The sequence below is a fragment of the Streptomyces sp. NPDC048142 genome (assembly GCF_043202835.1).
Lineage (GTDB): Bacteria > Actinomycetota > Actinomycetes > Streptomycetales > Streptomycetaceae > Streptomyces.
The window spans coordinates 14,507-35,905 of the sequence record NZ_JBIDBC010000026.1 but is presented as its reverse complement, the minus strand read 5'-3'; the positions used below and the strand labels follow the sequence as shown (position 1 = coordinate 35,905).

16 protein-coding genes and 2 pseudogenes are annotated in these 21,399 nt (G+C 71.6%); 6 read left to right on the top strand and 12 right to left on the bottom strand.

Annotated features, from left to right (window positions below; genetic code table 11):
* Window positions 1-63: 63 nt before the first annotated feature.
* From ACGF2Y_RS27255 to ACGF2Y_RS27225, 7 genes are all read right to left on the bottom strand, one after another.
* A complete protein-coding gene (locus ACGF2Y_RS27255; RefSeq protein ID WP_007450804.1) occupies window positions 64-567 on the bottom strand; it encodes a MaoC family dehydratase in 504 nt (167 codons plus the stop codon).
* Window positions 568-569: 2 nt separating this feature from the next.
* Complete coding sequence (locus tag ACGF2Y_RS27250) at window positions 570-1,544, bottom strand: HpcH/HpaI aldolase/citrate lyase family protein (protein ID WP_392952545.1); 975 nt, start codon at window positions 1,542-1,544, stop codon at window positions 570-572.
* Window positions 1,541-3,553, bottom strand: a complete 2,013-nt coding sequence (locus ACGF2Y_RS27245) for a protein meaA (protein ID WP_392952543.1) — start codon at window positions 3,551-3,553, stop codon at window positions 1,541-1,543. Before ACGF2Y_RS27245 ends, ACGF2Y_RS27250 begins: the two co-directional genes overlap by 4 nt.
* 9 nt (window positions 3,554-3,562) lie before the next feature.
* On the bottom strand, window positions 3,563-4,900 hold the full coding sequence (ccrA, locus tag ACGF2Y_RS27240; RefSeq protein ID WP_392952540.1) for a crotonyl-CoA carboxylase/reductase: 1,338 nt from the start codon (window positions 4,898-4,900) through the stop codon (window positions 3,563-3,565).
* Between the two features lie 353 nt (window positions 4,901-5,253).
* The gene (locus ACGF2Y_RS27235) at window positions 5,254-6,051 is read right to left on the bottom strand and encodes a GNAT family N-acetyltransferase (protein ID WP_392952536.1); all 798 of its coding nucleotides are present in this window, start codon (window positions 6,049-6,051) and stop codon (window positions 5,254-5,256) included.
* Window positions 6,052-6,116: 65 nt separating this feature from the next.
* On the bottom strand, window positions 6,117-6,932 hold the full coding sequence (locus tag ACGF2Y_RS27230) for a TetR family transcriptional regulator (RefSeq protein ID WP_392952534.1): 816 nt from the start codon (window positions 6,930-6,932) through the stop codon (window positions 6,117-6,119).
* Between the two features lie 91 nt (window positions 6,933-7,023).
* On the bottom strand, window positions 7,024-8,805 hold the full coding sequence (locus tag ACGF2Y_RS27225; RefSeq protein WP_392952531.1) for a 3-hydroxyacyl-CoA dehydrogenase family protein: 1,782 nt from the start codon (window positions 8,803-8,805) through the stop codon (window positions 7,024-7,026).
* Window positions 8,806-9,164: 359 nt separating this feature from the next.
* Here ACGF2Y_RS27225 and ACGF2Y_RS27220 point away from each other — a divergent pair, with 359 nt between their 5' ends.
* On the top strand, window positions 9,165-9,737 hold the full coding sequence (locus tag ACGF2Y_RS27220; protein WP_392952528.1) for an adenylosuccinate lyase: 573 nt from the start codon (window positions 9,165-9,167) through the stop codon (window positions 9,735-9,737).
* On the opposite strand, the gene ACGF2Y_RS27215 is transcribed toward ACGF2Y_RS27220, so the two are convergent.
* The 3 genes from ACGF2Y_RS27215 to ACGF2Y_RS27205 all read right to left on the bottom strand — a co-directional run bounded on the left by ACGF2Y_RS27215 (window position 9,715) and on the right by ACGF2Y_RS27205 (window position 13,150).
* Complete coding sequence (locus ACGF2Y_RS27215) at window positions 9,715-10,278, bottom strand: GNAT family N-acetyltransferase (protein WP_392952526.1); 564 nt, start codon at window positions 10,276-10,278, stop codon at window positions 9,715-9,717. The two genes, ACGF2Y_RS27220 and ACGF2Y_RS27215, sit on opposite strands and share 23 nt — an antisense overlap.
* A 92-nt stretch (window positions 10,279-10,370) precedes the next feature.
* Window positions 10,371-11,957, bottom strand: coding sequence for an alpha/beta hydrolase (locus tag ACGF2Y_RS27210; RefSeq protein WP_392952523.1), 1,587 nt, complete (start codon window positions 11,955-11,957; stop codon window positions 10,371-10,373).
* A 155-nt stretch (window positions 11,958-12,112) separates the two neighbouring features.
* Entirely contained in the window at window positions 12,113-13,150 is a 1,038-nt protein-coding gene (locus tag ACGF2Y_RS27205) for an Rv2578c family radical SAM protein (RefSeq protein WP_392952520.1), read from the bottom strand.
* A 275-nt stretch (window positions 13,151-13,425) separates the two neighbouring features.
* Between ACGF2Y_RS27205 and ACGF2Y_RS27200 the strand changes: the two genes are divergently transcribed.
* Both ACGF2Y_RS27200 and ACGF2Y_RS27195 read left to right on the top strand, forming a co-directional pair.
* On the top strand, window positions 13,426-13,869 hold the full coding sequence (locus ACGF2Y_RS27200) for an SRPBCC family protein (protein WP_392952517.1): 444 nt from the start codon (window positions 13,426-13,428) through the stop codon (window positions 13,867-13,869).
* A gap of 220 nt (window positions 13,870-14,089) precedes the next feature.
* Entirely contained in the window at window positions 14,090-16,582 is a 2,493-nt protein-coding gene (locus ACGF2Y_RS27195; RefSeq protein WP_392952515.1) for an MFS transporter, read from the top strand.
* 11 nt (window positions 16,583-16,593) lie between these two features.
* On the opposite strand, the pseudogene ACGF2Y_RS27190 reads toward ACGF2Y_RS27195, so the two are convergent.
* Window positions 16,594-17,184: pseudogene (locus ACGF2Y_RS27190) on the bottom strand (LysR substrate-binding domain-containing protein); the annotation flags it as partial.
* 282 nt (window positions 17,185-17,466) lie between these two features.
* On the opposite strand from ACGF2Y_RS27190, the gene ACGF2Y_RS27185 reads away from it, so the two are divergent.
* The gene (locus ACGF2Y_RS27185; protein WP_392952512.1) at window positions 17,467-18,471 is read left to right on the top strand and encodes an aldo/keto reductase; all 1,005 of its coding nucleotides are present in this window, start codon (window positions 17,467-17,469) and stop codon (window positions 18,469-18,471) included.
* Between the two features lie 24 nt (window positions 18,472-18,495).
* Here ACGF2Y_RS27185 and ACGF2Y_RS27180 read toward each other — a convergent pair.
* Window positions 18,496-18,916: pseudogene (locus ACGF2Y_RS27180) on the bottom strand (allantoin permease); the annotation flags it as partial.
* A gap of 276 nt (window positions 18,917-19,192) precedes the next feature.
* Between ACGF2Y_RS27180 and ACGF2Y_RS27175 the strand changes: the two are divergent.
* Window positions 19,193-20,026 carry a M55 family metallopeptidase gene (locus ACGF2Y_RS27175; protein WP_392952509.1) on the top strand — a complete coding sequence of 278 codons (834 nt, stop codon included), beginning with the start codon at window positions 19,193-19,195 and terminating at the stop codon, window positions 20,024-20,026.
* Entirely contained in the window at window positions 20,019-21,380 is a 1,362-nt protein-coding gene (locus ACGF2Y_RS27170) for a M20/M25/M40 family metallo-hydrolase (protein WP_392952506.1), read from the top strand. Before ACGF2Y_RS27175 ends, ACGF2Y_RS27170 begins: the two co-directional genes overlap by 8 nt.
* The last annotated feature ends 19 nt before the right edge of the window (window positions 21,381-21,399 follow it).

Genomic DNA, 21,399 nt, shown 5'->3' with positions numbered 1-21,399 from the left:
CTTCACGCGGATGGCTTTTGAGGCTGCGCGCGGCTGGTTGGCCGACTGCTTGTCCGTGGCCGGTTACTTGGCGGGCGTCGGGCGGCCCGGCTGCTCGCCGCCCCGCTCCTTGATGTACGTCTCGGTGGGGACCATCACCTTGCGGCGGAACACGCAGACCACGGTGCCGTCCTGCTTGTAGCCCTTGGTCTCGACGTACACGATGCCGCGGTCGTTCTTGGACTTCGACGGGGTCTTGTCCAGCACGGTCGTCTCGCCGTAGATGGTGTCGCCGTGGAAGGTCGGCGCGATGTGCTTCAGCGATTCGACCTCCAGATTGGCGATGGCCTTCCCGGAGACGTCCGGCACCGACATGCCGAGCAGCAGCGAATAGATGTAGTTGCCGACGACGACGTTCTTCCCGAAGTCGGTCGTGCTCTCCGCGTAGTTGCTGTCCATGTGCAGCGGGTGGTGATTCATGGTCAGCAGGCAGAAGAGGTGGTCGTCGTACTCCGTGACCGTCTTTCCGGGCCAGTGCTTGTACACGGCACCGACCTCGAACTCCTCAAAGGTGCGTCCGAACTGCATGATCAGGCCTCCGGGGCTTCGAACTTGGAGGTGCGCCGCATTCCGGCGGCCCGGCCCTTGCCCGCGATCACCAGCGCCATCTTGCGGCTGGCCTCGTCGATCATCTCGTCGCCGAGCATCGCGGAGCCCTTCTTGCCGCCCTCCTCGGAGGTGCACCAGTCGTACGCGTCGAGGATCAGCTCGGCGTGGTCGTAGTCCTCCTGCGAGGGGGAGAACACCTCGTTGGCCGCGTCGACCTGACCCGGGTGCAGCACCCACTTGCCGTCGAAGCCGAGGGCGGCGGCGCGGCCGGCCACCTCGCGGTAGGCGTCCACGTCACGGATCTGGAGGAACGGGCCGTCGATCGCCTGGAGGTCGTGCGTACGGGCCGCCATCAGGATGCGCATCAGGATGTAGTGGTAGGCGTCCGCCGGGTAGCCGGGCGGCTGCTGGCCGACGACCAGGGTCTTCATGTTGATCGACGCCATGAAGTCCGCCGGGCCGAAGATCAGCGTCTCCAGGCGGGGCGAGGCGGCGGCGATGTCGTCGATGTTCACCAGGCCCTTGGCGTTCTCGATCTGCGCCTCGATGCCGATCTTCCCGACCTCGAAGCCCATCGTCTTCTCGATCTGGGTCAGCAGCAGATCCAGCGCCACCACCTGCTGCGCGTCCTGGACCTTCGGCAGCATGATGCAGTCGAGGTTGGGGCCCGCGCCCTCGACGACCGTGATGACGTCCCGGTACGTCCAGTGCGTCGTCCAGTCGTTGACCCGCACGACCCGGGTCTTGCCGCTCCAGTCACCGTTGTTCAGCGCGTCCACGATCGTGTGGCGGGCGCCCTCCTTGGCGAGCGGCGCGCAGGCGTCCTCCAGGTCCAGGAAGACCTGGTCGGCCGGGAGGCCCTGGGCCTTCTCCAGGAAGCGCGGGTTCGAGCCCGGCACGGCCAGACACGAGCGCCGGGGGCGCAGCCGGTTGACGGAGGGGGTGGGCGTGGTCATGCGGGGACCTCCAGAGGGTCGAGCTTGTTCGCTTTCCGGATCTCGTCGACGATACGGCCGATGATCTCGGTGATGCCGAAGTCCTTCGGGGTGAAGACGGCGGCCACACCGGCTTCGATGAGCGCGGCGGCGTCGGCCGGCGGGATGATCCCGCCCGCGATCACCGGAATGTCCGGGGCCCCGGCCTCGCGCAGCCGGTGCAGCACGTCGGGCACCAGCTCCGCGTGCGAGCCGGAGAGGATGGAGAGCCCCACGCAGTGCACGTCCTCGGCGAGCGCCGCGTCGGTGATCTGCTCCGGGGTGAGCCGGATGCCCTGGTAGACCACCTCGAAGCCGGCGTCCCTGGCCCGTACGGCGATCTGCTCGGCGCCGTTGGAGTGCCCGTCCAGGCCCGGCTTGCCGACCAGCAGGCGCAGCCGCCCCACGCCCAGGTCCGCGGCGGTACGGGTGACCTTCTCGCGGACCAGGGCGAGGGTGCTGCCCGGCTCGGCGGTGACCGCGACCGGGGCCGAGGAGACCCCGGTAGGCGCGCGGAACTCGCCGAAGACGTCCCGCAGCGCCCAGGACCACTCGCCGGTGGTGACGCCCGCGCGGGCGCACTCGACGGTGGCCTCCATCATGTTCTCGGTGCCCGCGGCGGCCTTCTTCAGCGCGGCCAGCGCCTCGGAGGCGCGCGTCTCGTCGCGGTTGTCCCGCCACTCGTGCAGGGCGGCGACGACCCGGGCCTCGTTCTCGGGGTCGACGGTCATGATCGCGCCGTCGAGGTCGGCGGTGAGCGGGTTGGGCTCCGTCGTCTCGTAGATGTTGACGCCGACGATCTTCTCCGCACCGCCCTCGATCCGGGCCCGCCGCGCCGCGTGCGAGGAGACCAGCTCGGACTTGAGATAGCCGGACTCGACGGCCGCCATCGCGCCGCCCATCTGCTGGATCCGGTCGATCTCCGCCAGCGACTCCTCGACCAGCGAGTCCACCTTGGCCTCGATGACATGCGAACCGGCGAAGATGTCCTCGTACTCCAGCAGATCGCTCTCGTGCGCCAGCACCTGCTGGATCCGCAGCGACCACTGCTGGTCCCAGGGCCGGGGCAGGCCCAGCGCCTCGTTCCAGGCCGGCAGCTGTACGGCGCGGGCGCGGGCGTCCTTGGAGAGGGTGACGGCCAGCATCTCCAGGACGATGCGCTGGACGTTGTTCTCCGGCTGCGCCTCGGTCAGCCCGAGGGAGTTGACCTGGACGCCGTAGCGGAAGCGGCGCTGCTTGGGGTTCTCGATGCCGTAGCGCTCGCGCGTGACCTGGTCCCAGATGCGACCGAAGGCGCGCATCTTGCACATCTCCTCGATGAAGCGGACGCCCGCGTTCACGAAGAACGAGATCCGGGCGACCACGTCACCGAACTTCTCCTCGGGCACCTGGCCCGAGTCGCGGACCGCGTCGAGCACCGCGATGGCGGTCGACATGGCGTACGCGATCTCCTGGACCGGGGTGGCCCCCGCCTCCTGGAGGTGGTAGCTGCAGATGTTGATCGGGTTCCACTTGGGGATGCGGTTGACCGTGTACGTGATCATGTCCGTGGTCAGCCGCAGCGAGGGCACCGGCGGGAAGACATGCGTCCCGCGTGAGAGGTACTCCTTCACGATGTCGTTCTGGGTGGTCCCCTGGAGCTTGTCGGGGTCGGCCCCCTGCTCCTCCGCGACCACCTGGTAGAGCGCCAGCAGCCACATGGCGGTCGCGTTGATCGTCATCGAGGTGTTCATCTGCTCCAGGGGGATGTCCTGGAACAGCCGCCGCATGTCACCGAGGTGTGAGACGGGAACACCGACACGGCCCACCTCGCCGCGGGCGAGAATGTGGTCCGGGTCGTATCCGGTCTGCGTCGGCAGATCGAAGGCGACCGAGAGACCCGTCTGGCCCTTGGCGAGGTTGCGGCGGTAGAGCTCGTTGGACGCTTCGGCGGTCGAGTGACCGGCGTACGTCCGCATGAGCCAGGGCCGGTCCTTCTGACGTTCGTTCATCGGAGAACCTCAGACGTTGCGGAAGCGGTTGATGGCGTCGATGTGCTGTTCGCGCATTTCCTCGTTGCGCACGCCGAGACCCTCGCGCGGTGCCAGCGCCAGGACGCCGACCTTGCCCTGATGCAGGTTGCGGTGGACGTCGTAGGCGGCCTGGCCGGTGTCCTGAAGGGAGTAGACCTTGGAGAGCGTCGGGTGGATCTTGCCCTTGGCGATGAGCCGGTTGGCCTCCCACGCCTCGCGGTAGTTGGCGAAGTGGGAGCCGACGATCTTCTTGAGGGACATCCACAGGTAGCGGTTGTCGTACTCGTGGTTGTAGCCCGAGGTCGAGGCGCAGGTGACGATCGTGCCGCCCTTGCGGGTGACGTAGACGCTCGCGCCGAAGGTCTCGCGGCCGGGGTGCTCGAAGACGATGTCGACGTCCTCGCCGCCGGTCAGCTCGCGGATGCGCTTGCCGAGCCGCTTCCACTCCTTGGGGTCCTGGGTGTGCTCGTCCTTCCAGAACCTGTAGCCCTCGGCATTGCGGTCGATGACCGCGTCCGCGCCCATGGCGCGGCAGATGTCGGCCTTCTCCGGGCTGGAGACGACACAGATCGGGTTGGCGCCGCCGGCCAGCGCGAACTGGGTGGCGTAGGAGCCGAGTCCGCCGCTGGCGCCCCAGATCAGCACGTTGTCGCCCTGCTTCATGCCCGCGCCGTTGCGCGAGACGAGCTGGCGGTACGCGGTGGAGTTGACCAGACCGGGCGCTGCCGCCTCCTCCCAGCTGAGATGGTCGGGCTTGGGCATCAGCTGGTTGGACTTGACGAGCGCGATCTCCGCCAGGCCGCCGAAGTTGGTCTCGAAGCCCCAGATCCGCTGCTCGGGGTCGAGCATCGTGTCGTTGTGGCCGTCGGAGGACTCCAGCTCGACCGACAGGCAGTGCGCGACGACCTCGTCGCCCGGGTTCCAGGCGTTCACGCCGGGGCCGGTGCGCAGCACGACGCCCGCCAGGTCGGAGCCGATGACGTGGTACGGCAGGTCGTGGCGCTTGGTCAGCTCGCTGAGCTTCCCGTAGCGCTCCAGGAAGCTGAACGTCGACACCGGCTCGAAGATCGAGGTCCAGACGGAGTTGTAGTTCACCGAACTGGCCATCACGGCGACGAGGGCCTCGCCGGGGCCGAGTTCGGGCACCGGGACGTCGTCCAGGTGGATCGACTTGCGGGGGTCCTTGTCCCGGGTTTCGAGCCCCGCGAACATCTCCGCCTCGTCCTTGTGCACGGTGATCGCGCGGTAGGACTCGGGGAGGGACAGGGCCGCGAAGTCCGCGGCCGTGCTGTCCTGCGATTGGATCGCGTCCAGGATTTCCTTCACGGTGTTGCCTCCGGTGATGCGGCGTCGAGGGAACGCTTGAGGGGCCCTGCTGGCAGGGGGGTGCGGTGTGGAGGTGTGTGCCGTCGGTTCGGCGGGTGGAGCTCGGCTTTGCCCGGTGGAGCAGAAGGGTGCCTGTGACGCAGGCGTCCGGGCGCGCAGCACGGTGGTTGCGGGGACAGCCGGCGTACGTATGAGGTCTCAGCACGCCGGCCGCCCGGACACCTTCAACGTATGGCACTCTGTGACACCTGACAAGGCACCCAGTGCCAACAATTTCTCTCACTTGTCATCCTGTGGGCACGCATGAGCAACACGATGGGTGTTACGGGACGGTCTGTCCTGCTGGCAGGCGCCTACTGAGGCGCGCGGTACACATACGGCGTCGTCGTGCCGAGTGCCGTGAAGCCGAGCCGGGTCAGGATCGGGGCCGACATGCCCGTCGCGTCGACCTGGAGGTAGCGGTAGCCGCGCTCGGCGGCCACGGCGGCCCGGTGCGCGACCAGGGCCCGGTACAGACCCCTGCCGCGCCATGCGGCGACCGTTCCGCCGCCCCAGAGCCCCGCGAAGCCGGTACCGGGATACAGCTCCATGCGGGCCGAGCTGACCGGTTCCCCGCCGGCCATCGCCACGAGTGCCACGAAGTCGTCCGGAGCCCGCTCCAGCCGCGTCAGCACCTGGTGGCGCAGCCGGCCCGCGTCCGTGCCGAACGCCCGCTCGTGCGCCAGGGCCATCAGCTCGACCCCGGCGGCGTCGGCCACCGGGCGCAGGACGACGCCCTCGGGGAGCCCGGTCCCGGGCCGGGAAGCCAGTGCCCCGACCGGGGCGACCAGCAGGGTTTCCGGCGGATCCGGTACGAATCCGGCCGCCCGCAGCCGTTGCCCCAGGTCGGCGGGCCGGTCATGGGAGTAGAGCTTCCACTCGAACTCCTCGTGGCCGAGCGCGGTGTAGTGCCCGATCTGGGCCCTGATCGCCGCGTCGGCCCCCGAGGCGTCCAGGCCCGGGTCCGACCAGACGATCCCGTTCCAGTCGTCTGGGCCGCCGACCTGGCGCACCAGGGGCCCGGCGCGCTCGACCTCGGCCCCGGGGCCGTCGGGGCGGGCGTGCTCGCGCATCGTGCGGTCGTACAGGTCACGTACTTCGTCGGTTCGCATGGGCGAACCACACCACGGGCCCGGGACCGCCGCGAACGGGTTTACGCCCCGGCCCGCAGAGACCCTCAGCGGCCCTTGAGCGCCTGCTGGATCGTCCGCATGACCTCGTCCAGCGGGGCGTCGGTACGCGCCACCGCGACGAGCACCTCGCCGTCCGCGGCCACGGTCGCGGCCGGGGCGCGCTCGGGCTCGGCCCCCGCGGTCCGGCCGGCGCCGATGCCCGTGCCGAAGGTGTCGCGCACGATGGCGAAGGCGCGGTCGAGCTGGGACTCCACATCGCCCTGGCCGCCCGCCCGCAGCCAGCGGCGCAGCACATGGTTGTGCGCGGTGACCACGGCGGACGCGGCGACCTCCGCGAGCAGCGGGTCGTCGTTGCCCACATGGTGGTCGCGCTCGTCGAAGTGGCCCAGGAGATAGCGGGTGAACAGCCGCTCGTAGCGGGCCACCGACGCGATCTCGGCCTCCCGGAGCGTCGGCACCTCACGGGTCAGCTTGTAACGGGCCACGGAGACGGCGGGCTTGGCCGCGTACATCTTCATGACTTCCTTGATGCCGCGGCAGACGGTGTCGAGCGGGTGCTCGTGCGCGGGGGCGGCGTTGAGGACGGCCTCGGCCCTGACGAGGGTGTCGTCGTGGTCCGGGAAGATGGCCTCTTCCTTGGAGCGGAAGTGCCGGAAGAAGGTCCGCCGGGCGACGCCCGCGGCACCCGCGATCTCGTCGACCGTGGTCGCCTCGTAGCCCTTCGTGGCGAAGAGCTCCATCGCGGCGGCGGCCAGTTCGCGGCGCATCTTGAGCCGCTGGGCGGCCGCGCGCGTCCCCGCGGCGGTCTCCGGGGCGTCGGTCGCGGTGGTGGCACGGGGTGACTTGGCGGGCTGGGACATGGCATGAACGTAACGCATCGGTGCAGGAGAGCGCGCCTGCGGGGGCGGGCCGCCGGAGGGTCCCAGCAGCCCGCCCCACCCGGCTCCCGGGTCAGCGACGGGCATATTCGCGGAAGCCGCGCCCCGTCTTGCGGCCGAGGCAGCCCGCGGCGACCAGGTGCTCCAGCAGCGGCGCGGGCGCCAGGCCGGGGTCGCGGAACTCCTTGTGCAGCACCTTCTCGATGGCCAGCGAGACATCCAGGCCGACCACGTCGAGCAGTTCGAACGGACCCATCGGGTAGCCGCCGCCCAGCTTCATCGCCGCGTCGATGTCGTCCAGCGAGGCGTAGTGCTCCTCGACCATCTTGATCGCGTTGTTGAGGTACGGGAACAGCAGCGCGTTCACGATGAACCCGGCCCGGTCCCCGCAGTCCACCGGGTGCTTGCGGATCTTCGCGCACACCGCGCGGACCGTGGCGTGCACATCGTCGGCGGTCAGGACCGTGCGGACGACCTCGACCAGCTTCATCGCGGGCGCCGGGTTGAAGAAGTGCATCCCGATCACGTCCTCGGGGCGCGCGGTCGCGCGGGCGATGGCGACGACCGGCAGCGAGGAGGTGGTGGTGGCGAGCACCGCGCCCGGCCGGCAGACCTTGTCCAGCGCGGCGAACAGCTGCTGCTTGACCTCCAGGTCCTCGGCGACCGCCTCGACGGCGAGGTCGACCTCGGCGAACGCCTCCAGCGAACCGGCCGCCGTGATCCGGGCCAGCGTCTCGTCCCGGGCCTCGGCGGTGAGCCGCCCCTTGGTCACCGAGCGCTCCAGCGACTTCGCGATCCGGCCCTTGGCGATGTCGGCCTTCTCCTGGGACCTGGCCGCCAGCACCACGCCGTATCCGGCCTTCGCGAAGACCTCCGCGATCCCGGAGGCCATCGTGCCGGAGCCCGCGACCCCGACGGACGCCACATCGCGCCCGGCCGAGGAGACGGCGTCGGCGGCCGGGGTCAGCGCGTCGGGCACCACGTCCTGGCCGCCCGGGGCGTCATAGGTGTAGAAGCCGCGCCCGGCCTTGCGGCCGGTCAGGCCCGCACTGCTGAGCTGCCCGAGAACGGGGGCCGGGGCGTGCAGCCGGTCGTGGGACGCGGTGTACATGGCCTCCAGGACGGTGCGGGCGGTGTCGATCCCGATCAGGTCCAGCAGGGCGAGGGGCCCCATCGGCAGCCCGCAGCCCAGCTTCATCGCCGCGTCGATGTCCTCGCGGGAGGCGTAGTTCGCCTCGTACATCGCGGCGGCCTGGTTGAGATAGCCGAACAGCAGCCCGTCCGCGACGAACCCGGGCCGGTCGCCGACCGCGACGGGCTCCTTGCCCAGCTCCCGGGCCAGCCTGGTGACGGCCTCGACGGCGGGCGGCGCGGTCAGCACCGAGGAGACCACCTCGACCAGCTTCATCGCGGGCGCCGGATTGAAGAAGTGCAGGCCGAGGACGCGCTCGGGGTGCTGGGACTCGGCGGCCAGCCGGGTCACGGACAGGGCGTTGGTGCCGGTGGCCAGGATCGCGGTGGGGGAGACGATCGCGTCGAGCTCCCGGAACACCCGCTGCTTGATCTCGTACGTCTCGGGCGCCACCTCGATGACCAGCTCGGCCCCGGCGGCGGTGCGCAGGTCGTCGGACGTACGGAACCGGGCCAGGGCGTCGGTCCGCTCCCGCTCGGTGATCCGTCCACGGCTCACGGCCCGAGCGGTGGACGCTTCGAGGGAGGCGACGGCGCCCAGGGCGGCCGCCTCGCTGATGTCGATGCCGATGACCTCGCGGCCCGCCAGGGCCAGGACCTCGGCGATGCCGGTGCCCATGGTGCCGAGGCCGACGACGGCGATGGTGGAGAGAGGGGTGTCCATCACGGGACTCCAGGGTGAGTGACGACTGTGGGAGCACGGAACGCGCGGCGATGAGGGAGCGGCGCGTGGCGTACGGAAGCTGCGTGTCGTGGAGCACGGGGCCGGCGCGCGAAGGGCGCGCCCGGCCGTGAGGGGTGACGGACTCTGTCCCGGAGTCGCGTCGCACGGAAAAGCCGAACCGACAAGCACTCCGGATGGCTGCGTCACCAGGCCACCGGAGCCTGCGGGGAGTGTGTCCCGCTCAGATGAGAGTAACTGGCCAGTAACGAGCGCGCCACCCCTGGATCCTTGTGCCCTGGACCACACGGACCCCCCGGCGCCGACCCGCACGGAGCGTGTCCGCCGATACGCTGAGCGTCATGGATGAGGAGTTCCGTTCACTCATGGACCGGCTGGAACCCGAGGCGGCCGGGTCGCCGCAGTACGCCCGGCTCGTCGCCGCCGACGACCCGGAGGAGCTGGCCCGGGTCCTCGTCGAACCGCACCGCCCTCTGTGGGCCCGCGAGCTGGCCGCCTTCCGGCTCGGCTGCGCGGGCGACCGGCGGGCCTTCGAGGCGCTGGTGCTCCTGCTCAACCACCGCGACCCCGAGCGCTGCGTCTCCGCCGCCCACGCCCTGGCCCGCCTGAACGACCCCCGCACTCCGCGGGCGGCCGCCGCCCTCGCCACCAACGCCCTGCGCACCGCCTACGCCCTGCACCCGGTGCGCCTGCTGACCGACCTGCGGGCCCCCGAATCGGTCCCGGCCCTGGTCACCACCCTCCAACGCCTGCTGGCCCCCGGCGAACCCCACTGGCGCGTCGCCCTGGCCTGCGTCGAGGGCCTCGGCCGCCTCGCCGACGAACAGGCCCGCCCGGTCCTCACGGCGGCCCTCCCGCACCCTCGCCTCGGCCCCGCCGCGGCGGCGGCGCTCAGCCGGCTGCCGGGGGAGTGAGCGGGCGGACGTAGCGCACCTCGGGCACCATGACCCCGCCGGCCTCGAAGTCCTCCTGCGCCCCGTCCGGCCGGAATCCGGCCCGCTCGTAGAACCTGCGCGCCGCCGCGTTCTCCCGGAGCACCCACAGCGCCATGTCGGGAAAACCGGCCGTGGCGGCGCGGGCCGTCAGCTCGGCCGGCAGGGCGCGGCCGGTGCCGGTCCCGATGTGCTCGGGCAGCACATAGATCGCGTACAGCTCGCAGCGGGCGAGGCGGTGGCCGTCGGCGCGGTACGGGCCGGTGCAGGCCCAGCCGGTCAGCGCCCCGTCCGGACGTTCGGCCACCACATGGACGGCCTCGCCGCGATCGGCGAACTGCGCGCGTCGCCGCTCGGTCTCGCGGCCGATGTCCATCGCGTCCAGGTACGGCCCCGGAATCATGCCCCGGTACGCGTGCTGCCAGCCGCGCACCCGGATCGTGGCGACCGCCTCGCAGTCCTCGATCCGCAGGTCGCGGACGGTGACGCCGGGCGGCTGCGGGGAAGTGGTGGAGTGCCTCATGGCGGTCCATCCTCGCGTGCGCCCCATGAGGCGCGCCCTGTTTTCCGGTGGGCCCGCCCCCGGCCGCCCGGCCGGGGGCGGGCCCGTCCGCCTCAGCGGCGGAAGCCGAGCAGACCGTGCAGACGGCTGCCCTTGCTGTTGTCCACCGACTGGGCCGCCGCCTTCTCGGCGGGCAGCGGCTTCGGGTTCGGGAGGGCGGCGCAGACCGCGTCCGCCTCGCCCCGGCCGCGCGGGACCGTCCCATCGGTCAGATAGGCCGTCAGATGCTCGTCCAGGCAGTCGTTGCCGCTCAGCGTGATGCCGTGGTTGCCGCCGCCCTCCTCCACGACGAGGCTGGAGCCCTTGAGCTTGCGGTGCATGCTGACCGCGCCGCCGTACGGGGTCGCCGCGTCGTCCGTGGCCTGGAGGATGAGCGCCGGGGGCAGCTGACGGTTGTTCACCCGGACCGGGCGCAGCGGCGCCACCGGCCAGTTCGCGCACGGCGCGTTGTACCAGGTGTTGTTCCAGGTCATGAACGGCGCCTTCTTGTGGATCCGGCGGCTGTCGTTGCGCCAGGTGCTCCAGTGCTCGGGCCAGCCGGCGTCGCGGCACTGGACGGCGGCGTAGACCGAGTAGCCGTTGTCGCCGCTCGCGTCGACCGCGCCGAAGTTCTCGTACACCTCGACCAGCGCCCCGGCGTCCCGGTTCTTCACATACGCGGCGAACGCCTCGGCGAGGTAGGGCCAGTAGCCGTTGTAGTAGCCGCCGGGCAGGAAGGTGTCCTCCAGCTCGCTCGCGCCGACCGTACCGCCCGCGGGCTCCCGTGCCACGTCGGCCCGCATCCGGTACCAGGCGGCCTCGACGGCTGCCGGGTCGGTGCCCAGGCCGTACGCGGCGTCGTTCTTCGCGATCCAGGCGGCGAAGGCCTTGTGGCGGTCGTCGAACGCGTAGTCCTGGCCGAGGTTGCCCTCGTACCAGACGTCGTCCGGGTCGACGACCGAGTCCAGGACCAGGCGGCGCACGCGCTCCGGGTACAGCTTGGCGTAGACCGCGCCCAGGTAGGTGCCGTAGGAGTAGCCGAAGTAGTTGATCTGCCGGGAGCCCAGCGCCCGGCGGATCACGTCGAGGTCCTTGGCGGCGCTGACCGTGTCCATGTACGGCAGTACGTCGCCGTGCTTCTCCCCGCAGGCACGGGCGAAGGTCTCCGCCCGGTCGCGGTCGATCCGCTCCGAGCGGTAGGAGTCCGGCACCGAGTCCGGGCGCACCGGATCGAAGTGTCCGGGCAGGCAGTTCAGGGCCGGGGTGCTCCTGCCGACCCCACGCGGGTCGAAACCGATCACGTCGTACTGCGCTGCGACCTTCTCGGGCAGCGAGGACGCCACGAACCCGGCCATCGACAGGCCGCTGCCTCCCGGTCCGCCCGGATTGACCAGCAGCGGGCCCTGGTAGGTCTTCGCGGTGTGCGGGACGCGGGACAGCGCGAGCGTGACCTGACGGCCCGACGGGCGGCGGTGGTCCAGCGGGGCGCGGACCTTCGCGCACTGGAGCGTCGGATAGCGCTCGGTCGCACAGTCGGTCCACTTCAGCCGCGGAGCGGGCGGCGTGCTCGCCGCGGTAGCGGCGGCCGGCGCGGGCGCGGCGGTCAGCAGACCGGCGACGGTCGCACCGACGGCGACCAGAATTCCTGCACGTTTCGTCATGGGGCCTCCCGGAGTGGCGGGACGCGGCGCCGGATCACCGGTCCCCGCCGTATGCTCTCCGAATTCCCCTGCGGAAGGGTCTGTTCCGCGCGAAGTCGACCCGTGCGGTCACGCCATCGGCCCTGCGCGCGGTCTCCCGGACTCCGCCGCGGACCTCACAGCAGGGTCAGCTGGGTGGGCCCCGGCTCCGGTGCGGCGGCCGGCGCCGGAGCCGGGCCGATCCGCCGGGCCTCGCCCCGGTGCGCCGGGCCGATCCCGAACTCGTCCGCCAGCTCGTGCACCTGACGCGTGATCCGGCGCTGGTACCAGGTGGGGGCGTACGCCCCGTCCGCGTACATCCGCTCGTAGCGCTCCACCAGATGCGGATGGTGCTGCTCCAGCCAGTGCAGATACCACTCGCGTGCGCCGGGGCGCAGATGCAGCACCAGCGGGGTCACCGAGGCCGCCCCCGCGTCCGCGATGGCGGCGACGGTGGCGCGCAGCTGCTCCGGGCGGTCGCCGAGGAACGGGATGACCGGGGCCATCAGGACCGAGCAGCCGATCCCCGCGTCCGTCAGCGTGCGCACCACGTCCAGCCGGCGTTCGGGGGAGGGCGTGCCCGGCTCGACCGTCCGCCACAGCTCCCGGTCGGTGAAGCCCACGGAGACCGAGACGCCGATCTCGGCGACCTCGGCGGCCTGCCGCAGCAGCTCCAGGTCCCGCAGGATCAGCGTGCCCTTGGTCAGGATCGAGAACGGGTTCGCCCGGTCGCGCAGCGCCCCGATGATCCCGGGCATCAGGCGATAGCGGCCCTCGGCCCGCTGGTAGCAGTCGACGTTGGTGCCCATCGCGATGTGCTCGCCCCGCCAGTGCCGGGAGGCCAGCTCCCGCTGGAGCAGCTCGGCGGCGTTGACCTTGACGACGATCTGGGAGTCGAAGCCGATGCCGGTGTCGAGGTCCAGATAGCTGTGGGTCTTGCGGGCGAAGCAGTACACACAGGCGTGCGTACAGCCCCGGTACGGGTTCACCGTCCATTCGAACGGCATCCGCGAGGCCCCGGGCACCCGGTTCAGGATCGACCGGGCCCGGATCTCGTGGAAGGTGATCCCCCGGAACTCGGGGGTGTCGAACGTGCGCGTGGTCACCGCATCCGCGGCGAAGAGCGCGCTGTTCCCGGCCGTCGAGTTCTTCTCGACCAGATTGTCCCAGCGCATGGACGCCTCCTCGGTAGCACTGTCCGAAGAATAGAACACGTGTTCCCTTGATCGTGCGGGCGGCTTCAGTCCCGGCGTTCGCCGGACGCCGGACGCCGAACCGGCGTCGGCCGGGGCGACGCGAGCCGGGTCGTCCTCACCGGCCCGGAGGGCGACGCGCTCTGTGTCCTCGCGGACCGCCGTCCCCGATCCCGGCCGGCCCGATTTTGAGCGGCTGTGCCCGAGGTGGTTGGCTCAGCTCACCCACCGAACAACCGAGTGCTGGAGGAACAGCCATGGCGCAGGTCGAGGCCACGACGGAGCGGATCATCGCGGCGGACGCAGAGGCGGTGTTCGACGCGCTGGCCGACTACAAGGAGGTCCGCGGCAAGGTGCTGACCGGGCACTTCAGTGAGTACGAGGTCCGGGAGGGCGGCGACGGCGAGGGCACCCTCGTCCACTGGAAGCTCCAGGCGACCAGCAAGCGGGTCCGCGACTGCCTGCTGGAGGTCAGCGAGCCGACCGACGGGCAGCTCGTCGAGAAGGACCGCAACTCCTCCATGGTCACCACCTGGACCGTCACCCCGGCCGGTGAGGGAAAGTCCAAGGCCGTCGTGACCACGGTCTGGGACGGCGCGGGCGGCATCGGCGGGTTCTTCGAGCGGACCTTCGCGCCCAAGGGCCTCGGCCGGATCTACGACGATCTCCTCCAGAACCTCGCCACCGAGGTCGAGAAGTAATTCCCTTTCACCACACCGGAGGCCGGAGTTCCGGCCTCCGCGAACACAACCGGCCTCACCGGAACGGGTGGTTTTCCGGGGCGGCCGGTTGTGCGCCGTAGTGGCTCCCACCGGCGCATAAGCCCTCCGTGCGCGCCGCGTACGCCCCTCGTCACGTTTGCCCCGCCTTGCCGCGCGATGCGAGAAATGGGCGGCGCAGGTGCGACGAGGGGAGCGTTACGTGGTGGGTGGGATCACGCTGGTGAAGGACGAGCCGGACGGTCCGGCACCGGACGGCAGAGCGGCGACAGCCGGAGCCCCCGCCGCACCACCCCCGCCACCCCCACCGGCCGGATCCGGTCCGTACGCGGCGGAGATCAGCCCCCGCAAGGTCCGCACGGTCTTCCTCGGGCTGATGCTCACCCTGCTGCTCGCGGCGCTCGACCAGATGATCGTCGCCACCGCCCTGCCGAAGATCGTCGGTGAGCTGCACGGCCTGGAGAAGATGTCCTGGGCGGTCACCGCCTACCTCCTCGCCTCCACCGTCGTCCTGCCGCTCTACGGCAAACTCGGCGACCTCTTCGGCCGCAAGGGCGTCTTCCAGTTCGCCATCGTCGTCTTCGTCATCGGTTCCGCGCTGGCGGGCTGGTCGCGCACCATGGACGAACTGATCGCCTTCCGCGCCCTCCAGGGCATCGGTGGCGGCGGCCTCATGATCGGCGTCCAGGCGATCATCGCGGACATCGTCCCGGCCCGGGAGCGCGGCCGCTACATGGGCCTCATCGGCGCGGTCTTCGGCCTCGCCTCGGTCGCCGGACCCCTGCTCGGCGGCTTCTTCACCGACCACGCCTCCTGGCGCTGGTGCTTCTACATCAACGTCCCCTTCGGCCTGGTCACCCTGGCCGTCATCGCGGTCGTCCTCAAGCTGCCCAGGCCCGCCGTCCGGCCCCGGCTCGACGTCCTGGGCGCGGTGCTCCTCGCCGTCGCCTCCACCTGCCTGGTGCTGGTCACCAGCTGGGGCGGCACCGAGTACGCCTGGGGCTCGCGCACCATCCTGGGCCTCGCGGCGGGCGCCGCCGTCACGACGGTGCTCTTCGTCGCCGCCGAACACCGGGCCGCAGAACCGATCATTCCGCTGCGGCTGTTCCGCGACTCCGTCTTCAACGTCACCGGCCTGGTCGGCGCGGTCGTGGGCATCGCGCTCTTCGGGGCCGCCAGCTACCTCCCCACCTACCTCCAGATGGTCGACGGGGTCAGCGCCACCGAATCCGGGCTGCTGATGCTCCCGATGATGATGGGCATCGTCGGCGGCTCCATCGTCTCCGGCCGGCTCATCACCCGCACCGGCCGCTACCGGATCTACCCGATCATCGGCAGCGCCGTCTCGGTGGTCGGCATGTGGCTGCTCTCGCTGCTGGAGGCGGACACCTCCCCGCTGGCGTACGGCTTCTACCAGGCCGTCCTCGGCACCGGCATCGGACTGGTCATGTCCGTCCTCGTGCTCGCCGTGCAGAACTCCGTACGCCCCTCGGACCTCGGCACCGCCACCAGCGCCAACAACTACTTCCGGCAGATCGGCGGCAGCGTGGGCGCGGCGGTCTTCGGCACGCTGTTCGCCGGGCGGCTCTCCGACGCCCTCGGCGTACGCCTGCCCGCCGGCGCGGAGCTGCCCGACCCCGAGTCGATCACCCCGCAGATCGTCCACGCGATGGAACCCGCGCTGCGCGACGCCTACATCCAGGCGTACGTCGACGCGATGCCCCGCATCTTCCTCCACCTCGTGCCGGTGCTCGTGCTCGGCCTGATCCTCGCCTTCTTCCTCAAGGAGAAACCGCTGGTGTCCCACCACAGCCCCGAAGCCGCCGCCGAGACCACGCGGATCCCCGCCGCCCGCGCCGACTTCGGCCGGCCGGCCGTCGGCCACCTCTCCGGGGTCCCGGTCCACGGGAGCGTGCAGCACCCCGACGGCACCACCGTCCCCCGCGCCGCCCTCACCCTCATCGACGTCCAGGGGCAGCAGGTCGGACGCGGGGCCAGCGGCGGGGACGGGCGGTACGCGCTCAGTGTCCCCGGCGCCGGCTCCTACGTCCTGATCGCCGCGGCGGGCGGCCACCAGCCGCAGGCCGTCAGTGTCACCGTGGGCGAGCGGCCCGTCGAGCTGGACGTGGTGCTCGGCGGCGCCGGACGCCTCGCCGGATCCGTCCTCACCCCCGACGGCGCCCCCGTACCCGACGCGGCCGTCACCCTCACCGACGTACGCGGCGAGGTCGTCGCCTCGACCCGCTCCGGGCGCGAGGGCGGCTATGTCATCGGCGACCTGGTCGCCGGCGAGTACACCCTCGCCGCCGGCGCACCCGCCTTCCGCCCCGCCGCCCTCCCGGTCAGCGTGCAGGCCGCCCGCGAGACCCGGCAGGACATCGAGCTGGCGGGCGGAGCCGTCCTGCGCGGCGCCGTCCGGGCCACCGGCGGACGCCCCGTCGAGGACGCCCGGGTCACCCTGCTCGACGCCGCGGGCAATGTGGTGGACACCCTCACGACCGGGCCCGACGGCTCGTTCCGGTTCGTCGACCTGTCGTCCGGCGAGTACACGGTGATCGCCGCCGGATACCCGCCGGTCGCCACCGTCCTCCAGGTCGCGGGCGGCGGCCGTACCGAGCGTGACCTCCAGCTCGGCCACGAGGACCAGGGGGCGTCCGGCCGCCACACCGGCGCGCCGGGCCCATGGGCCGGGTGAGGCTCCCGGGCTCAGCGCACCTTTGCCCCCTCCCGCACCAGCCGCGTCAGCGCCCGCGCTCCCGGGCTCGGACTCCGCGCCGCCGGAAGCACCACCACGCTCTCGTACACCGGCCGGGGCCCGCCCGCCAGGTCCACCGCGACCAGCCGGGCCGCCCCCGGCTTACGGGCGAAGTGGTGCGGCACCACCGCGATCCCCAGCCCCTCCCGCACCAGCTCCAGCAGGCTGTGCACATCGTTGACCTCAAGCCCCACCGTCCGCCGCACCCCCGCCGCCGCGAACGCCTCGTCGGCGGCCCGCCGGGGACCCCGGTCCGGGTGGAAGTCGATGAACGACGCCCCCGGCAGCTCCTCCCACCCCACCTCCGGCCGCCCCGCGAACGCGTGGCCCGCCGCGCACAGCAGCACCATCGGCTCCCGGGCCAGCGGCACCAGCTCCCCGCGCCACTCCGCCGGGCTGACCGTGGCCGCGAACGCCAGATCGAGGCGTCCGCCCGCCACCCCGCCCAGCAGACTGCTGGTGCCCTCCTGCCGCAGCCGCAGTTCCATCTGCGGATGCTCCCGGTGGAACGCCGCCAGCAGCCGTGCCGGGCTCACCCCCGCCTCATCCCTGGCTGGCGCACGGCGACAGCTACGGCACCTCGCCGCGTTGTCGGAACGCCCGGATACATCCCGTATGCGGACGTCCCTCCGCCTTGCGACGCACCGCATCCGAGGCCGCGCGCTGATCCGCCAGGGATGACGGGACAGTCCTTGGGCGATGAATCCGAGCGGAATCTCCTGCTGGACTGATGGATCCATCTGCGGAAGCATCCATCGCCGGAAGCCCGTACATGGCGCGCCGGTCCCGGCGCGCCACCCCGTACCCCTCCCGCGGAGCCCTGTATGTATCTGCCGTCCGCCGACCGCTACTCCGCCATGCCCTACCGGCGCACCGGCCGCAGCGGTCTGCTGCTGCCCGCGCTCTCCCTCGGCCTCTGGCACAACTTCGGAGGGGACCGGGCGCCCGAGGAGCAGAGCCGCATCCTGCGCCGCGCCTTCGACCTCGGCATCACCCACTTCGACCTGGCCAACAACTACGGCCCGCCGCCCGGCTCCGCCGAACTCACCCTGGGCCGCGCCCTGGCGACCGACTTCTCCCGGCTGCGCGACGAGATCGTCATCTCCACCAAGGCCGGCCACCGCATGGGGGACGGGCCGTACGGGGAGTGGGGCTCGCGCAAGTACCTGCGCTCCTCCCTCGACCAGAGCCTGAAGCGCCTCGGCGTCGGTTACGTCGACATCTTCTACTCGCACCGGCCCGACCCCGAGACCCCCCTCGAAGAGACGATGGGCGCGCTCGACACCGCCGTACGGCAGGGCAAGGCGCTGTACGCCGGGCTGTCCAACTACTCCGCCGCGCAGACCCGCGAGGCCGCCGCGATCCTGAAGGATCTCGGCACCCCGCTCCTCATCCACCAGCCCCGCTACTCGATGCTCGACCGCCGGATCGAGGACGACGGGCTGCCGGACGTCCTCGACGAGCTGGGCGCCGGGTCCATCGCCTACTCGCCGCTGGAGCAGGGCATCCTCACCGACCGCTATCTGAGCGGCATCCCGGCCGGCTCCCGGGCGGCGGGCGCGAGCCCCTTCCTGACCCCCGACGCCGTCACCCCGCAGCTGGTGGAGCGACTGCGCGCGCTGGACGCCCTGGCGAAGGAGCGCGGTCAGTCGCTCGCGCAGCTCGCCCTGGCGTGGGTGCTGCGCGGCGGCCGGCTCACCTCCGCCGTGGTCGGCGCGAGCAGCGTCGCCCAGCTGGAGAACAGCGTCGAGGCCGTCTCGAACCTGGAGTTCGGCGAGGACGAGCTGTCCCGGATCGAGGAACTGCTGCGGGACGCGAAGACGGGCTGACGCCGGGTCACGCGTGACCGGAGGTCAGGTGCGCGAGAGCGGTACGGGCGGTGCGGCCGGAAGGACATGGCCGCCCGCCTTGTCCGTGCTCAGGCACAGCGAGCACACCATGGCGTCGTGCGCCCGGCAGGCGGCCAGGTCGGGGCGCTCGAAGGACTGACGGCAGACGTGACAGCCGTGGGTGACCGCGCTCGGGTTGCCCTCGGCGTCCAGCAGCGGCACCGCGATGCCGTCGTCGCTCCGGCGCAGGTAGTACCTGCCCCGGGGTGGCGATGGCCATGACCGGGGTGAGGACGAAGGCGATCACGACGGCGGCGACCGGGGAGCAGGGCTGGAGGGCGTCCCCGAAGGCGTGGAAGTACATCGCGATGGACCGCCCGGAGGCGGCGGTGAACGCGGTCACGCCGACCGGGTTGACCGCGTAGACCATGCCCCGGCGTCCCTCCGCCTTGCGACGCACCGCATCCGACGCCGCGCGCTGATCCGCCAGGGATGACGGGACAGCCCTTGGGCAGCCGCCGTTACCCTCGCGTACGGCCGGTATGACGGGGGAGTTTCGGCGCGCTCAGGGGCGGACCGCTGACGGACCACCGCAGCGACCGCTGACGGACCACCGACGGGACCACCGCAGGGACCACTGGAGGGGCCTTCGGCGGACTGGACCTCTGACGGGCGGCCCCTCCCTGGCCCGCGCCGCTCACGGCGCGTACGGTGTGGCGGCATGAAGATCCTCATCAGCGCGGACATGGAAGGCGCCACCGGAGTGACCTGGCCGGCCGACGTGCTGCCGGGGACTCCGCAGTGGGAGCGCTGCCGGTCGATGTTCACCTCGGACGTGAACGCGGCGGCACTCGGCTTCTACGACGGCGGCGCCGACGAGGTCCTGGTCAACGAGGCCCACTGGTCGATGCGCAACCTGCTGCTGGAGCACATGGACGAACGGGTCCAGATGCTCACCGGAAAGCACAAGTCGCTGTCCATGGTGGAGGGCATCCAGCACGGCGACGTGGACGCGGTGGCCTTCGTCGGCTACCACACCGGAGCCGGCACGGAGGGCGTCCTCGCCCACACCTACCTCGCCAACTCCATCACCGGAGTCTGGCTGAACGGAGTCCGCGCGAGCGAGGGGCTGCTCAACGCGCACGTCGCCGCCGAGTACGGCGTGCCCGTCGTCCTCGTCACCGGCGACGACCTGACCTGCGTGGACGCCGAGGGATACGCCCCCGACGCCCGGAAGGTCGCCGTCAAGGACTATGTCTCCCGGTACGCGGCGGTGTGCCGCACCCCCGCCCGTACCGCCGCCGACATCAGGGCGGCGGCGAAAGAGGCCGGCGCCCTCGCGGGCCGGCGGGAGCCCGTCACCGGAGCCACGTTCACCGTGGAGCTGGAGTTCGACGCCGAACATCTGGCGGCGGCGGCGACCGTCGTCCCCGGCGTGGCGGCGAGCGGCGAAAGGCGCGTCGCGTACACCAGCGCGACGATGTACGAAGGAATTCGCACGTTCAAGGCGGTGACGACGATCGTGTCGGCCGCTGTGGAGGAACAGTATGGCTGAGGCCCCCGACCTGCTCGGACCCGTCGACCCGCTCGGACCCGTTGACCGGCAGGCGCTCGACGAGGCGGTGACGTTCACCTCCGAACTCATCCGCATCGACACCACCAACCGGGGCGGCGGCGACTGCCGGGAGCGTCCGGCCGCCGAATACGTCGCGGAGCGGCTCGCCGACGCCGGAATCGAACCGACGCTGCTGGAGCGGACCCCCGGCCGGACCAACGTGGTCGCCCGGATCCCCGGCACCGACCCGTCGGCCGACGCACTGCTCGTCCACGGCCACCTCGACGTGGTACCCGCCGAGCCGGCCGACTGGATCGTGCACCCCTTCTCCGGCGAGGTGAGCGACGGAGTCGTGTGGGGGCGCGGCGCCGTCGACATGAAGAACATGGACGCGATGGTCCTCGCCGTCGTACGGGGCTGGGCCCGCGAGGGGTTCCGCCCCCGGCGCGACATCGTCATCGCCTACACGGCGGACGAGGAGGACAGCGCCGCCGACGGCTCCGGCTTCCTCGTCGACCGGCACCCCGAGCTGTTCGAGGGCTGCACGGAGGGCATCAGCGAGTCGGGCGCCTTCACCTTCCACGCGGGCGACGGCCTCTCGCTCTACCCGATCGCGGCGGGCGAACGCGGCACCGGCTGGCTGAAGCTGACCGCGGAGGGCCGGGCCGGGCACGGCTCCAAGGTCAACCGGGAGAACGCGGTGAGCTCCCTGGCCGCCGCCGTCGCCCGGATCGGCGCATACGAGTGGCCCATCCGCCTCACCCCGACCGTCCGGGCCGCGATCACCGAGATCGCCGCCCTGCACGGCATCACTCCCGACCTCGACGAACCCGGCTTCGACGTCGCCCAGCTCCTCGGCAAGCTCGGCCCGGCCGCGTCCCTCGTCGAGAACACCATCCGCAACAGCAGCAACCCGACGATGCTGGACGCCGGTTACAAGGTCAACGTCATCCCCGGCCACGCCGCCGCCTTCGTCGACGGACGCATGGTCCCCGGCGGCGACGACGAGTTCCACGAGACCCTGGACCGGCTCACCGGGCCCTCGGTCTCCTGGGAGTTCTACCACCGCGAGACGGCACTGACAGCCCCCCTCGACTCACCGACGTACGCCAAGCTGCGCGCCGCCGTCGAGCGCTACGCCCCGGACGCGCACACCGTCCCGTACTGCATGTCGGGCGGCACCGACGCCAAGCAGTTCTCCCGCCTCGGCATCACCGGATACGGCTTCACCCCGCTGAAGCTGCCCGTCGGCTTCGACTACCAGCGGCTGTTCCACGGCGTCGACGAGCGCGTCCCCGTCGACGCCCTCCACTTCGGCGTCCGCGTCCTCGACCACTACCTGCGCACCGCCTGACCTGCCGACCCGCACCCGG

Bases quoted from the DNA above. Each gene is read 5' to 3' on its own strand.
- ACGF2Y_RS27255 (WP_007450804.1), bottom strand. From the start codon at position 567: ATGCAGTTCGGACGCACCTTTGAGGAGTTCGAGGTCGGTGCCGTGTAC.
- ACGF2Y_RS27250 (WP_392952545.1), bottom strand. From the start codon at position 1,544: ATGACCACGCCCACCCCCTCCGTCAACCGGCTGCGCCCCCGGCGCTCG.
- ACGF2Y_RS27245 (WP_392952543.1), bottom strand. From the start codon at position 3,553: ATGAACGAACGTCAGAAGGACCGGCCCTGGCTCATGCGGACGTACGCC.
- ACGF2Y_RS27235 (WP_392952536.1), bottom strand. From the start codon at position 6,051: ATGCGAACCGACGAAGTACGTGACCTGTACGACCGCACGATGCGCGAG.
- ACGF2Y_RS27230 (WP_392952534.1), bottom strand. From the start codon at position 6,932: ATGTCCCAGCCCGCCAAGTCACCCCGTGCCACCACCGCGACCGACGCC.
- ACGF2Y_RS27225 (WP_392952531.1), bottom strand. From the start codon at position 8,805: ATGGACACCCCTCTCTCCACCATCGCCGTCGTCGGCCTCGGCACCATG.
- ACGF2Y_RS27220 (WP_392952528.1), top strand. From the start codon at position 9,165: ATGGATGAGGAGTTCCGTTCACTCATGGACCGGCTGGAACCCGAGGCG.
- ACGF2Y_RS27215 (WP_392952526.1), bottom strand. From the start codon at position 10,278: ATGAGGCACTCCACCACTTCCCCGCAGCCGCCCGGCGTCACCGTCCGC.
- ACGF2Y_RS27210 (WP_392952523.1), bottom strand. From the start codon at position 11,957: ATGACGAAACGTGCAGGAATTCTGGTCGCCGTCGGTGCGACCGTCGCC.
- ACGF2Y_RS27205 (WP_392952520.1), bottom strand. From the start codon at position 13,150: ATGCGCTGGGACAATCTGGTCGAGAAGAACTCGACGGCCGGGAACAGC.
- ACGF2Y_RS27200 (WP_392952517.1), top strand. From the start codon at position 13,426: ATGGCGCAGGTCGAGGCCACGACGGAGCGGATCATCGCGGCGGACGCA.
- ACGF2Y_RS27185 (WP_392952512.1), top strand. From the start codon at position 17,467: ATGTATCTGCCGTCCGCCGACCGCTACTCCGCCATGCCCTACCGGCGC.
- ACGF2Y_RS27175 (WP_392952509.1), top strand. From the start codon at position 19,193: ATGAAGATCCTCATCAGCGCGGACATGGAAGGCGCCACCGGAGTGACC.
- ACGF2Y_RS27170 (WP_392952506.1), top strand. From the start codon at position 20,019: ATGGCTGAGGCCCCCGACCTGCTCGGACCCGTCGACCCGCTCGGACCC.